At 65.6% G+C, this 12813-nt stretch carries 16 protein-coding genes; 5 read left to right on the top strand and 11 right to left on the bottom strand.

Annotated features, from left to right (window positions below):
• Positions 1-99: 99 nt before the first annotated feature.
• Together preA and VW23_RS23710 are read right to left on the bottom strand one after the other, a co-directional pair.
• Positions 100-1419: an NAD-dependent dihydropyrimidine dehydrogenase subunit PreA gene (gene preA, locus VW23_RS23715; protein WP_069911959.1), complete on the bottom strand. Its 1320-nt coding sequence runs from the start codon at positions 1417-1419 to the stop codon at positions 100-102.
• An 11-nt stretch (positions 1420-1430) separates the two neighbouring features.
• Positions 1431-2780, bottom strand: coding sequence for an NAD(P)-dependent oxidoreductase (locus tag VW23_RS23710; RefSeq protein WP_069911958.1), 1350 nt, complete (start codon positions 2778-2780; stop codon positions 1431-1433).
• A gap of 499 nt (positions 2781-3279) precedes the next feature.
• Here VW23_RS23710 and VW23_RS23705 point away from each other — a divergent pair, with 499 nt between their 5' ends.
• Complete coding sequence (locus tag VW23_RS23705) at positions 3280-3594, top strand: septal ring lytic transglycosylase RlpA family protein (protein ID WP_084646421.1); 315 nt, start codon at positions 3280-3282, stop codon at positions 3592-3594.
• 174 nt (positions 3595-3768) lie between these two features.
• Here VW23_RS23705 and VW23_RS23700 read toward each other — a convergent pair whose 3' ends face one another.
• From VW23_RS23700 to VW23_RS23680, 6 genes are all read right to left on the bottom strand, one after another.
• Positions 3769-3984 (bottom strand): hypothetical protein, encoded by a 216-nt coding sequence (locus VW23_RS23700; protein ID WP_141728469.1) that lies wholly within the window; start codon positions 3982-3984, stop codon positions 3769-3771.
• A complete protein-coding gene (locus VW23_RS29150; RefSeq protein ID WP_176730477.1) occupies positions 3968-4120 on the bottom strand; it encodes a hypothetical protein in 153 nt (50 codons plus the stop codon). Before VW23_RS29150 ends, VW23_RS23700 begins: the two co-directional genes overlap by 17 nt.
• A gap of 54 nt (positions 4121-4174) precedes the next feature.
• Entirely contained in the window at positions 4175-4729 is a 555-nt protein-coding gene (gene phnN / locus VW23_RS23695) for a phosphonate metabolism protein/1,5-bisphosphokinase (PRPP-forming) PhnN (protein WP_069911955.1), read from the bottom strand.
• Positions 4729-5865, bottom strand: a complete 1137-nt coding sequence (locus tag VW23_RS23690) for an alpha-D-ribose 1-methylphosphonate 5-triphosphate diphosphatase (protein ID WP_069911954.1) — start codon at positions 5863-5865, stop codon at positions 4729-4731. Before VW23_RS23690 ends, phnN begins: the two co-directional genes overlap by 1 nt.
• Positions 5843-6565 carry a DUF1045 domain-containing protein gene (locus tag VW23_RS23685; RefSeq protein WP_069911953.1) on the bottom strand — a complete coding sequence of 241 codons (723 nt, stop codon included), beginning with the start codon at positions 6563-6565 and terminating at the stop codon, positions 5843-5845. The genes VW23_RS23690 and VW23_RS23685 overlap by 23 nt, the downstream gene beginning before the upstream one ends.
• Before the next feature lie 101 nt (positions 6566-6666).
• The gene (locus VW23_RS23680) at positions 6667-7173 is read right to left on the bottom strand and encodes a hypothetical protein (RefSeq protein WP_141728468.1); all 507 of its coding nucleotides are present in this window, start codon (positions 7171-7173) and stop codon (positions 6667-6669) included.
• Positions 7174-7476: 303 nt separating this feature from the next.
• On the opposite strand from VW23_RS23680, the gene VW23_RS23675 reads away from it, so the two are divergent.
• The gene (locus VW23_RS23675; protein WP_069911951.1) at positions 7477-8733 is read left to right on the top strand and encodes a glycerate kinase type-2 family protein; all 1257 of its coding nucleotides are present in this window, start codon (positions 7477-7479) and stop codon (positions 8731-8733) included.
• A 57-nt stretch (positions 8734-8790) separates the two neighbouring features.
• Here VW23_RS23675 and VW23_RS23670 read toward each other — a convergent pair whose 3' ends face one another.
• The gene (locus tag VW23_RS23670; RefSeq protein WP_069911950.1) at positions 8791-8991 is read right to left on the bottom strand and encodes a hypothetical protein; all 201 of its coding nucleotides are present in this window, start codon (positions 8989-8991) and stop codon (positions 8791-8793) included.
• A gap of 130 nt (positions 8992-9121) precedes the next feature.
• Here VW23_RS23670 and VW23_RS23665 point away from each other — a divergent pair, with 130 nt between their 5' ends.
• The 3 genes from VW23_RS23665 (at position 9122) to VW23_RS23655 (ending at position 11477) form a co-directional block, all read left to right on the top strand.
• A complete protein-coding gene (locus tag VW23_RS23665; RefSeq protein WP_069911949.1) occupies positions 9122-10060 on the top strand; it encodes a Gfo/Idh/MocA family protein in 939 nt (312 codons plus the stop codon).
• 194 nt (positions 10061-10254) lie between these two features.
• On the top strand, positions 10255-10752 hold the full coding sequence (locus VW23_RS23660) for a 2,4'-dihydroxyacetophenone dioxygenase family protein (RefSeq protein ID WP_069911948.1): 498 nt from the start codon (positions 10255-10257) through the stop codon (positions 10750-10752).
• Positions 10749-11477, top strand: coding sequence for an SDR family NAD(P)-dependent oxidoreductase (locus tag VW23_RS23655; protein WP_069911947.1), 729 nt, complete (start codon positions 10749-10751; stop codon positions 11475-11477). The genes VW23_RS23660 and VW23_RS23655 overlap by 4 nt, the downstream gene beginning before the upstream one ends.
• Here VW23_RS23655 and VW23_RS23650 read toward each other — a convergent pair.
• Positions 11467-11934: an anthrone oxygenase family protein gene (locus tag VW23_RS23650; RefSeq protein ID WP_069911946.1), complete on the bottom strand. Its 468-nt coding sequence runs from the start codon at positions 11932-11934 to the stop codon at positions 11467-11469. The two genes, VW23_RS23655 and VW23_RS23650, sit on opposite strands and share 11 nt — an antisense overlap.
• Positions 11931-12785 (bottom strand): SDR family oxidoreductase, encoded by an 855-nt coding sequence (locus VW23_RS23645; RefSeq protein WP_069911945.1) that lies wholly within the window; start codon positions 12783-12785, stop codon positions 11931-11933. The genes VW23_RS23650 and VW23_RS23645 overlap by 4 nt, the downstream gene beginning before the upstream one ends.
• Positions 12786-12813: the final 28 nt, after the last annotated feature.

The following is a 12813-nucleotide window of genomic DNA, read 5'->3' as shown; positions in this document are numbered from 1 at the left end:
CACCGGCCGGCACCTCCCCCTCGATGGGGGCAAGCGAAGCTTGGCAGCTATGCTGCCAAGCGCAGCTCGGAGGGGGTGGGCCTCACGCTCGGTGCGCGCCTATTCCGCCGGCTCAACCGACTTCCGCATCGGGTTGTTCGGGTGCGTGGTCCAGTTGGCGTAGCTCGGCTCCACCACCTTTTTGGTCCGCTCATCGAGCATGCCCGGTTCCAGCTCGATCATGGTGATGCAATCTTCCACCGGGCAGACATTGACGCAGAGGTTACACCCCACGCACTCGTCGTCCATCACCTCGAAGTGGCGCTTGCCGTCCTTCTCCTTAGTGATGGCCTGGTGTGAAGTGTCCTCGCAGGCGATGTGGCAGCGGCCGCAGCTGATGCACTTATCCTGGTCGATATGCGCTTTGGTGATGTAGTTGAGGTTGAGGAACTGCCAGTCGGTGACATTGCGGGTGGCGCGGCCGGTGAAATCCTCCAGCGTTGCGTGGCCCTTCTCATCCATCCAGTTCTGCAGCCCCGAGATCATCTCCTCGACGATCTTGAAGCCATAGACCATGGCCGCGGTGCAGACCTGCACGTTGCCGGCGCCCAGCGCCATGAACTCCGCTGCGTCGCGCCAGGTGGTGATGCCGCCAATGCCCGAGATCGGCAGGCCGTAGGTCTCGGGATCACGGGCGATGTCGGCCACCATGTGCAGCGCGATAGGCTTGGCCGCCGGGCCGCAATAGCCGCCATGCGTGCCCTTGCCGTCGATCGTCGGCATCGGCGCGAAATTGTCGAGGTCGACGCCGGTGATCGAGTTGATGGTGTTGATCAGCGATACCGCATCGGTGCCGCCATTCTTGGCCGCCCGCGCCGGGCGGCGCACGTCGGTGACATTCGGCGTCAGCTTGGTGATGACAGGCATGCGCGAATATTGCTTGCACCAGCGCACGACCATTTCGACATATTCGGGCACCTGGCCGACCGCCGCGCCCATGCCGCGCTCGCTCATGCCGTGCGGGCAGCCGAAATTGAGCTCGATCCCATCCGCCTCGGTCTCTTCCACCAATGGCAGGATCGCTTTCCAGGCGTCCTCCTCGCACGGCACCATGATCGAGACGACCACGGCGCGATCCGGCCAGTTCTGCTTGACCTGTTTGATCTCCTGCAGGTTTTTCTGCAGGTCGCGGTCGGTGATCAGCTCGATATTGTTGAAGCCGAGCAGCCGCCGGTCAGCGCCCCAGATGGCGCCGTAGCGCGGCCCGTTGACGTTGACCACCGGCGGGCCTTCCTCGCCCAGCGTCTTCCACACCACGCCGCCCCAGCCCGCCTTGAAGGCGCGCTCGACATTGTACGCCTTGTCGGTCGGCGGCGCCGAGGCCAGCCAGAACGGATTGGGCGACTTGATCCCGACGAAATTGTTGCGGATGTCGGCCATGGCGTCCCTCCTCAGTTTCCAGCGAGATAGCGGTTGATGCTCTCGGCCGCGTCGCGGCCCTGCGCCACCGCGGTCACCGTCAGGTCGTCGCCGGCGGCGATGCAGTCGCCTCCAGCCCAGACACCGGGCCGCGAGGTGCGGCCCTCGGCGTCGGTCTCGATGCGACCGGCGGTGAGCGTCAGCCCGGCTGCCGTCTCGTCTTCGAGTGTCTGGCCGATCGCCTTGAACACCTGGTCGGCCGGCAGCGTCAGCGTGTGCCCCATGCCGGTGAGGCGCCCGTCCTTCAGCTCGGTGTATTCGAGTTCGATCCCGGTCACCTTGCCGTTCTCGCTCAACACCCGCTTGGGCTGCAGCCAATGCCGGATGGTAACGCCCTTCGATGCGGCGAGATCCTGCTCGAAGCTCGAGGCGTTCATGTGCTCCTGCCCGCGGCGATAGCAGATGGTCACCTCTTCGGCGCCCAGCAGCTTCGACTGCACGCCGGCATCGATCGCCGTCATGCCGCCACCGATCACCACCACGCGGCGACCGACCGGGAGCTTGGAGAGGTCGTCGCTCTGGCGCAGCTCGGCAATGAAATCGACCGCATCGGCCAGTCCGTGCGAGCCGTCCTTTTCGCCCTCGGCCCTCAGCGCATTGACGCCGCCCAGTCCGACCCCGAGAAACACCGCGTCATGGCGCTCCAGCAGGCCATCGAGCGACAGCTCGCGCCCCAGCGCCTGGCCCAGCTCGATCTCGATGCCGCCGATCGAGGTGACATAGTCGACCTCGGCCTGCGCAAAACCGTCGGGCGTCTTGTACGAGGCGATGCCGTACTCGTTGAGCCCGCCCGCCTTGGGGCGCGCATCGTAGACCACCACGTCGTGGCCGTGCACGGCCAGCCGGTGCGCGGCGGCAAGACCCGAAGGGCCGGCGCCGACCACCGCGATGGTCTTGCCGGTGGCGGGCGCGCGGGTGAAGAACTGCGCGTTCTCCTCCATGGCGATATCGGTGGCATAGCGCTGCAGCTGGCCGATTTTCACCGGCTTGCCTTCGGCCTCCATGCGCACGCAGGCGTCTTCGCACAGCTGCTCGGTGGGGCAGACGCGGGCGCACATGCCGCCCAGGATGTTCTGCTCGAAGATCGTCTCGGCCGCCCCCAGCGGGTTGTCCGTCGAGATCTCCCGGATGAACATCGGGATATCGATCTCAGTGGGGCAGGCGTTCATGCATGGCGCATCGAAACAGAAGTAGCAGCGATCGGCCTCGACAAAGGCCTCGTGCCGGTCGAGCGCCGGATGCAGGTCGGAAAAGTTGCGTGCGTACTGGCCGGGCTCCAGTCGCCCGGATGCGATGCCTTGCTTGAGCATTCCCCCGCTCATCGGCAGCTCCCTCTCTCCTTAGAGCCATTCCAGACTGAGAACGCTAACGCAGCTCCGAAATTTTATCAATTGGTCAAAAATAGGAATTTTGAGCTCACCCCGGAGCCTCGACGGGCAGCGAAATTCTCGCGCAGCAATTGGATCTGGCGAGCCGTTTGCCGGTCGTTGCGATCGAAATCGCGCCTTATTCTGTTGATCGGCGCCGGCTTTCGGGGATGCTTTTGCGCCCGGCCGAGAAAAACTTCACCCCGCCGCATCCCTTCCGAGTCATTGGTTAAACCCGGGCAAGTTTCTGGAATCTCGCACAAAATCCTTACGACCCTCGGTAATGCTACTGATGCATTTCGGCAACGGTTGCACTTGGAAGGGCCCCGTTCATTTTCGGTTCATATTGTCGCCACACCGCCAAAGCCTTCTCCCGCCATCGTAAACAAGCGTGAGTAGTCCAAGGTTGAATAGGAAAATCGTTCTGGTCGCCGCCGCCCTCGTGACCGGCCTTATGGCTTCAGTCACCGGCGCAATGGCAGCGGATCAGTGCGGTGGGGCGTCCTGGTATGGACCAGGTTTCCACGGCAAGAAGACGGCCTCGGGCGAGCGGTTCAATGAGAATGCCATGACCGCGGCCCACAAGACTCTCCCCCTCGGCACGGTCGTGAAAGTCACGAACCAGCGCACGGGCAAGTCGATCAAGGTCACGATCAACGACCGCGGTCCTTTCGCCAAGGGCCGCATCATCGACCTCAGCAAGGCAGCCGCTGCCAAGCTCGGCACCAAGAATGCGGGTGTCGGCAAAGTGTGCGTCGCCAAGCTCTAACGACCGAATTGCGCTCAGGACAGGGTTGAGACCTGCCCATTTCGAGTGCGCGGCCAAAGGAGCGAGATCAGGAAAAGTTGCAGACTTTTCCGGTTCGATCTCGTGACATGCTCCAATGGCCGACCGGTTCACAAAATCAGGGGTCGCCCGGGTGAGACGGGCGGCCCCTTTGTTTTAAAGATCGTTCGCCGCGTTGAGCTCGCCGGTCGTCAGCCCATCCCCTTCGGGATCGAGCGGATGCGGCTCCGCCCCGATGATCGCCTCGATATCCACCGCCAGCTTGGTGAGATCGAGATCGGCAACCTTTTCCACCGGCTGCCGCTCAAACGCATGCTTCAGCGCTTCCTCGATCAGCTGGGTGCGCTGGGCCTCGTCAACCGCCATTGCCATCGATCTTGATCCCTCCCTCGTCGACGCGGATCTCCAGCGCCGGCTTCTGCGATTCTTGGTAGGCGATATAGATGCCGAAGCCGACGGCCAGTGCCGCGAGCACTGCGATAACGGTGTAAAGCGAAGTTCTGCTCATGCCGGGTCCCCTGACGCTGTTCAGAGGGTGCAACGCATCAGCCCGGCGGCTGGTTCAATCGGCGATGGCGCGAAGTGCCCCAACAAACGCGGCGATCCCCGCGTCGAGCCCAGCCGAGTTGTCGATGATCTGAGGCACGATCCCTTCCGGCACCGGCGCGCCCTCGCGCTGCAGCCGGGCCTCGATGTCCTCGGCGCTTTCCCGGCCGCGTCCGGCGAGGCGCTTCGCCCGCACTTCCGGCCGCGCCGTCACCAGCAGCACATGGCAGCTGGGATATTTCTCGATCGCCCGCTCGATCACCTTGCGCGAGGTGTTCACCACCACGATCCGCCCGGCCACCATTGCGGCGTCGATCGCCGCCGGCACACCGTAGCAGAGCCCGTGGGCCTCCCAATCCAGCGCATAGGCGCCGCGCAGCTTCTGCCGGCCGAACTCGTTGACGTCGACGCTGTCATGATCCTCGAGCTCGACCATCGCGGTGCGCGTCACCACGCGGCGCGGGAAGCTGAAGCGCAGATCGTCGGCGAGGGCCGCCTTGGCCGCGCCGATCAGCGTATCCTTGCCGGCGCCCGACGGTCCGACGACGAGGACGAGGGCACCGTGGCTCATCAGCTGACCCGCTTGCCCTGCCGCCACACCGCGCGCACCACCGGCACCGGGTCGGTCCGCCGCACCCGCACCAGGTCGGCGCGCTTGCCGACGGCAATCTCGCCGCGATCGTTGAGATGCGCCGCCGCTGCCGGCCGCGAGGTCACCATGCCCACCGACTCCGGCAGCGTGATGCTGTCGGCCACTTCCGGCAACAGGAACGCCGCATAGATCAGCGAGAACGGCACATAGTCCGAGCTCAGCACATCGAGCACGCCGGCCCGCGCCAGCTCGGCCGCCGAGATATTGCCGTTATGCGATTTGCCGCGCACCACGTTGGGCGCCCCCATCAGCACCGCCATGCCGGCCTCGTGGCAGGCGCGCGCCGCTTCCATGGTGGTGGGGAACTCGGCAATCGCCATGCCGTCACGCACCGCTTCGTCGACATGCGCGACCGTCGCGTCGTCGTGGCTGGCAAACGCCAACCCGATCTCGCGGCCGCGCTTCAGGATCGCAGCGCGGTTCTTGTCGGCATAGAGGTCCCGCTCGGCCTGCCGGTCGGCGATGTACTTGGCCATCTCGGCATCCGACAGGCGCAGCTTCTTCTGGTAATAGGCGATGTAGTGTTCGAGCGTGGTGTACTGCCGCGCCCCCGGCGTATGGTCCATCAGCGAGGCGAGCCCAACGATCGGGTTGCTGCAATTGTCCTCGAAGTGCTGCGCCACGTCGGGCGTCGCCAGCTCGCACCTCAAATGAATGTGGTGGTCGGCCCTCAGCCGGTCGCCGGCATCGGCCTCGGCCACCGCGTCCACCATGGCACGCACATCGGCGGTGATGTCGCCCACTTCTGGGTCCGAACCGATCCGCACCGCGTCGAACACCGTGGTGATGCCGGCGCCGGCAACCTGCGCATCATGGCTCTGCAGCGCCGCGATGGCGTTCCAGGTCACCCCCGGCCGGGGCCGGTAGTGGTTCTCGAAATGGTCGGTGTGGAGTTCGACGAGGCCCGGGATGACGTAGTCGCCTTCCATATCCTCGCCGGCCCGCACCGAGCCGGTGTCGATCGCCGCGACGACGCCGTCGCGCACCAGCACCGAGCCGGTCACCACCTCGTCGTTGAGAACGATACGAGCGTTAGCGAGCGCGAATTCGCTCATTGGCGGCCTCCCCGGTGAGAATGAAATCGCCGAGGCGCATGAAGGGCGCCCCCGGCTCAGGCTCGTGGAACAGCACTAACCGGTCCAGCATTGTTTCGGCTTCAGCGAGTGCTCCGAAATGCGCCGCGGCAGCGCGCGAATAGGCCTCGCGCTCATGCTCGGGCAGCCGGTCGGTCAGCGTCATGTGGAAACGGAACTGCTCGAACACGTACGGGTAGCCGAAGCGGTCCATCAGTTCGATCTGCCGCTCGCTCAGATGCCCGCCTTTCAGCCGCCGCTCCCGCTCTGCCGCCGACGGCAGCGCCCGGAACGGCTCGAACGCCTCGACAACTTCGCCGGCAAAGTCGGTGAGCTCACGCGGTTGGTCCGCCGGCACCAGCGCCAGGAAGCCGTCGATCAGGCTGAGTTTCAGCCGGCCGATCGCCACTGGCTCTGCCTCGGCGGCGAAATCGGCCAGCGCGTCCTCGAGCTCGGCACGCGATTTGTCCGCCGCCAGCGTCATCGGTGCCTTGATCGTCGCGTGGAAGCCGTAGCGCCGGGCCGACACGCTGCGGTCGAACAGCGCATCGCGCGAAGTGCCGGCGAGCGGCCCGTCGATTGTTGCTCCGGTTAGCGGATCGCGCCCCAGCCACTCCTTGGATTTCGCCCAAAGCGGCTCGGCCGCACCAGGGGCGTAGTAAATGGCAAAACGTTCGGGCATCGGGGACTTCAGGCTCGGCAAGGGACGGGGCTGACTAGCCCCGTTCGATGTCAGTTTTTTGTCAGTCCGGCAAGCTGTCCACTGCCTGGCTCAGGCGAGGCTCAGATGACGCGCGCCACGCAGTCAGCGGCCTGGTTCGCCGCGCCGTCCAGCACATTGTCCGCCACCAGCGTCTCACCGCCGGCCAACGGGTTCAGCAGCGCAAAGAAGCCGCGTTTGCCCTCGCTTCTCAGCTGCCACTTGATCCGGGTTCCCGGCGGCAGCGCCTCGGCGCTGTGATTGACCACGACGATGGCGTTCGGCTTGCCCGAAACGGCGCAACTCAGCTCGACATTGAGCCCGAAATGCCGGGTCTGCAGGGTCGGCTCAGCCACATAGTCGGAATCCCCGTCGCCACTGCTCGAGCTCGACGAGCCGGTATCGATGGCGCCCGGAGGGATCAGTCCATCGATCGGGCCGGTCCCGGCAGCGGGCCCGGTGCCATCGATCGGCGGCAGTCCGCCGCCGGGGTCGAGCGGCAGTACGTCGCCGGCGAAAGCCGCTCCCACCAGGGGAGACAACATCAGTGTCGCGAGCAACGCGCCCGCGAGAGGACGAATTCTATTCATTGTTGTTTCCTGCGCAGGCCCATCGATCGCGTCCACGATCGGTGCCTGACTATGTCGCTGGTTTCCTGCGGCGGCAACTGGGTCCTGACGCTTGAACTTCGCGTGAGGTGGCCATTTCGCCCTTGTTCAGCAAGACCAGCTGTTAACGTTGCGCATCGGACACAGACGAGGCCGGTGCAATTTTCTGCGCGCCTTTTAGCAGAAGCGAGCTGTACCGGGCATGAACGCGTTGCCGCATCTTCAGGCGCTTGCCTCGGCCGGGCGTCGCCGCCAATATCGCGGCAAATCAGCCCCCGGGACCTCATGGATCGCGACCTTCTCGAACGGCTCTATCACCGCGCCGTCGATGCCGCTCAGCCGCAGCACGCCATCGCTACGAACCTGCCGGACCCGCCAAGGGGACGGACCGTCGTCATCGGCGCCGGCAAGGCCTCGGCGCAAATGGCGCGCGCTTTCGAGCTGGCCTGGCCCGGGCCGATCCATAGCGGCCTGGTGGTCACCCGTTACGGCTACGGCACGCCCTGCGAGCGCATCGAGATCGTCGAGGCCGCTCACCCGGTGCCGGATATGTCCGGCTACCTCGCCGCCCGCCGGCTGATGGAAAAGGTCTCCGGCCTCGGCCATGACGACCTGGTGGTGGCGCTGATCTCTGGCGGCGGCTCGGCGCTGTTGCCGCAACCGGCGGCCGGTCTCAGCTTCGAGGACGAGCAGGCGGTCAACGAGATCCTGCTCGCCTCGGGCGCGCCGATCTCGGTGATGAATGTCATCCGCAACGAGCTCAGCGCCATTAAGGGCGGCCGCCTCGCCGCGCTCGCCTCGCCCGCCCGCGTCGCCACCCTCATCGTCTCCGATATCCCGGGCGACGACCCGTCGCTGGTCGCCTCCGGCCCGACCGTGCCGCTGAGTTCCGGCCGCGCCGAGGCCCGCCACCTCGCTTCGCTCTACCGGTTGAAGCTGCCCGCGGCGGCCGAGGAACTGCTGGCCTCCGATCTCAATGCCGCGCCGCGGGCCGGCGATCCGCGCTTCCAGCACAATACCGTCCGCATCATCGCGTCCGCCGCCCTGTCGCTGGAGGCAGCGGCCGCGGAGGCCCGGTCTGCCGGGCTCGAAGCCCATATCCTCTCCGACGCGATCGAAGGCGAAGCACGCGATGTCGCGTCGGTTCATGCCGCGCTCGCCCGAGAGATCAGGACCCGCAACCGTCCGTTCGCCAAACCCACGCTGCTGCTCTCGGGCGGCGAGACCACCGTCACTATCCGCGGCGACGGGCGCGGCGGCCGCAACGCCGAGTTCCTGCTGGCTTTCGCCCTCGCCATCGATGGCATCGAAGGCATCACCGCGCTCGCTGCCGATACCGACGGTATCGACGGGGCAGGGGACAACGCCGGCGCCCTCTGTGATGGCCACACAGCGGCAAGGATGCGCGCCGCCGGCATCGACCCGCGTCGGGCTCTCGCCAACAACGACGCCTACAATGCTTTCCGCGCCGTCGGCGGCCTGCTGCTCACCGGCCCCACCGGCACCAACGTCAACGATTTCCGCGCCATCATCGTGCGGTGAGAACGGCAGTAGGCAGTAGGCAGTAGCTAGCATACCCATCGACTGACGACTGCCGTCTTACTCCTCGACCCAGGAGTCGAACGTGCCGTCCTTGCTGAGGCGCGCCACCATGTAGCCGCCGCGCTGCCGCGGTCGCACCTCATAGTCATAGTCCTTGCCGTCCATCGCCCGCTGCAGGTTGGCAGCGCTCTCGGCGCTGTCCGCCGAGGCGAACACCTGCGGCACGCTGTTGCCTTCACTGACGAATGCCCGCGACATCACAACTCTCCCACCTGACGCCTCAGCATAGCCCACCTTAGGCAGCCGGACGATTTTCCTTTGCGAGGGAACTTCCCTTTCCTTCGCCCATGCCTTTAAGTGCCGCCCGCTTTCAGGGAGTGTTTCGGCAATGGCCAAAAAGAAGATCGCCGTCATCGGTATCGGCAAGATCGCGCAGGATCAGCACCTGCCGGTGATCGACAAGAGCCCGGATTTCGAGCTCGCGGCCTGCGTCTCGACCCGCGGCCTCGGCCATCGCGACGTGCCGGTGTTCAAGACCCCGGCCGAACTCTACAAGGCCATGCCCGAGGTGAAGCTGGTCGCCATCTGCACCCCGCCCGGCGTCCGCCACGCCTATGTGCGGCAGGCGCTCGATGCCGGCAAGGACGTGCTGCTGGAAAAGCCGCCGACCCCCACCATCACCGAGTTCGAGGACCTCGTCGCCTATGGCGAGAAGAAGGGCAAGGTGCTGTTCCAGACCTGGCACTCGCGCTACAACGCCGCCGTCGATACCGCCAAGCTGATCCTCAAGGATGAAGGCGTCGCCTCGCTTCGCATCGACTGGCGCGAGAGCGTCCGCAAGTGGCATCCGGGCCAGGAATGGGTGTGGGAGCCCGGCGGCTTCGGCGTCTGCGATCCGGGCATCAACGCCATGTCGATCTTCACCAAGATCATGCCGTTCCCGGTCTTTGTCGACAGCGCCAAGCTGAAGTTCCCGGCCAACCGCCAGACCCCAGTTGATGTCGAGATCGTCTTCAAGTCCGGCGAAAAGCACCAGCCCAAGCTCAGCGCCGGCTTCAACTGGCTCGAAGAGTCGGGCGAGATCTGGACCATCGCCATCGAGACCCGCAAGGGCACCCAGCTGAAGCTCGAGCGCGGTGGTACCGTGCTCACGGTCAATGGCAAGGAAACCGTCGCCAACCCCTCGTCGGAGTACGAGGCGATCTACGAGCGCTTCGCCAAGCTGCTCAAGAAGGGCAAATCCGAAATGGACGGCTCGCCTTTGCGGCTGATCGGCGATGCCTTCCTGCTCGGCGCCCGCGAGAACGTCGACGAGTTCCACTGGTAAGTCTGCCCGAAACGGTTGGCCCATTTACCGGCGTCATCCCCGCGGACGCGGGGATCTCCGTTTGGCCGCACGCTCCGCAAACAGAGGTTCCCGCTTTCGCGGGAAAGACTCTGTGGTGAGCTAGACATTTGGTGCACTGGCGTGTTGGGTTTCGGCTCGATAAAGCTACCATACCAGTTCGGAGGAGACCTGCCATGTACGAGACCTTCAACGGCTCGGCCCACCCGATGGCGCCGAAGGAAATCGCCATTACCGCCGTCCCCGAGGATGAGCGGGTCTGGGTGCCGCAGGCCGAGGGCGTCTGGTTCCGGCCGCTGTTCCTCAACACCCTGCAGGGCCAGTGGTGCAACCTGCTGCGCGTCCGCCGCGCCGGCATTCTGAGCCGCCACCTCCACCCCCAGCCGGTGCACGGCTATGTCATCAAGGGCCGCTGGCACTATCTCGAGCACGACTGGGTCGCCGAAACCGGCTCCTACGTGTTCGAGCCGCCCGGCGAGATCCACACCCTGACCGTCCCCGAGGACACCCCGGAGATGATCACCTTCTTCAACATCTCCGGCTGCATGGTCTATCTCGACAAGGACAACAAGCAGATCGGCTTCGAGGACGTCTTCACCAAGATCGACATGTGCAAGAAGCACTACGACAAGGTGGGGCTCGGGGCGGACTACGTGGACCAGTTCGTCAGATGAGCCACTGGGCATCCGAATTCTACACCGGCAAAACCGTCGTCATCACCGGCGGTACGTCCGGCATTGGCCAGGGCATCGGCCGCGCTTTCGCTGACGCCGGGGCGGTGGTGCATGTCACCGGCGCCACAGAGGCGGAGGTCGAGGCCGGCGCCGCGGCCGAGCCGCGTTTCCGCTACACCCAGCTCGATGTGCGCAATTCGGAGCAAGTCGCCGAATACGCCGCGACCTTTGGCAGTGTTGCCGCCCTGGTCAACTGCGCCGGGGTGAACCTCCGCGCCGCCGAGCATACCGTCGACGGTTTTGCGACCGTGATCGACATCAACCTCAACGGCTCGATGCGCACCGCCTATGCCTTCCGCGACAAGCTCGCCGGTGGCGCCATCCTCAACATCGGCTCGATGTTCTCGTTCTTCGGCGCCCCGCACGCCCCGGCCTATGCGGCGTCGAAGCACGCCGTCGCTGGCCTCACCAAGTCGCTCGCCACCGCCTTTGCCAAGGAGCAGATCCGCGTCAATGCGCTGGCCCCCGGCTGGATCGAGACGGCGATGACCGCGGTGCCGCGCGCCAACGAGGCGCGCAACGCCGAACTGATGGGCCGCACCCCGCTCGGCCGCTGGGGCACTCCGGCGGACCTGGCGCCCGCCGCCCTGTTTTTGTGTTCGCCGCTCGCCGGCTTCATCACCGGCGCGATCCTGCCGGTCGACGGCGGCTATCTCATCGCATGAGCGAGAGCATCAGCAGGAGCGTCGCGAGCATCGCGGCGCCGGAGCGGATCGAGTTCCACCGGGTCCAGTCCCTGAGGTAGGTGGCCCAGTAGGCCGCGCCCTCGGGGCTCGGGCCTTCGAACCTGGCCAGCCGGTTGTTCATCGGCACGTTGATCGCCATGGTCACGCCGAACGTCCCGATGACATAGACCAGCGCACCCGCAGCGGCCCACAGGCTGCCGCCGGTGACGAACACCGCCAGCACCAGCACCAGCCCGAGCACCGCTGTCCCCATGAAGGCGCCGAGAAAGCCGGCGTTGAGCACCGTCACGTTGATGGCGTTCATCACCGCAATGGCATTGGCTGCTGGCTGCCGGCCGATCGCCGGCATGATGAAGTTCGAGAAGCCGAAGAAGGTTCCGCCGATCAGCGCGGCGCCGAGCGCCACCACGATGCTGAGACTATCGATCCAGTTCATGCTTGCCTCCAGGCGCCCTTGGCTGCCGCTTCGCGCGCATAGTCGGTAACGTCCTTCGGCTGCCGGCCGAGCACGCGCTGCACCCCATCGGCGAGGGATTCGTTGCGGCCGTCCAGCACCTCGCTGAACAGCTCCTCAAGCAGCCCGGCGATTTCTTCGGGCATTTCGCTGCCGGCGAGCGAGTCGAGGAACTCATGGGCCGGCATGGTGCGGAACGTCACGTTGCTGCCGTTCGCCTGATTGATCTCGGCAACCACCTCGGCAAACGTCAATAGCCGCGGGCCGGTGACTTCATAGAGCTGGCCGATATGCCGGTCGTCGGTCAGCGCCGCGGTCACCACGTCGGCAATATCGTCGCAATCGACGAACGGCTCCCGCACCGTATCGACCGGCAGCGCCACTTCGCCCCCGAGCATCATCTCGAGGAACTGTCCTTCGTCGAAATTCTGGTTGAACCAGCTGGCCCGCACCACGGTCCAATCGGCGCTGGTGGCGAGCAGCTGCTGCTCGGCGCGCTGCGCCTCCGGCTCGCCGCGACCGGACAGCAGCACCAGCCGCTTCACCCCCAGCGACAGCGCCAGTTCCGTGATGTCGCCGATAGCCTCGGCCGCGCCCTTGATGGCGATGTCAGGGTAATAGGTGATGTAGGCGCTGCCGGCGCCCGTGAGCGCTGCCGCCCAGGTGCTGCGGTCGGTCCAGTCGAAGCCGGTCGAGCGCGAGGCCAGTCGCACCGGCAGGCCGCGGGCTTCGAGGCGCTCCGCAACGCGCGAGCCGGTCTTGCCGCGGCCACCAAGGATCAGGATTGGTTTGGTCAATTTCAGGCTCCTTCGCAAAACATGAGGAAAGCTCATGTTGCGGAACGTGATAAATCCTCATATT

It is taken from the genome of Devosia insulae DS-56 (assembly GCF_000970465.2).
Lineage (GTDB): Bacteria > Pseudomonadota > Alphaproteobacteria > Rhizobiales > Devosiaceae > Devosia_A > Devosia_A insulae.
Note: the sequence above shows the minus strand (reverse complement) of the source record. Positions and strands in the feature narration are given on the sequence as shown.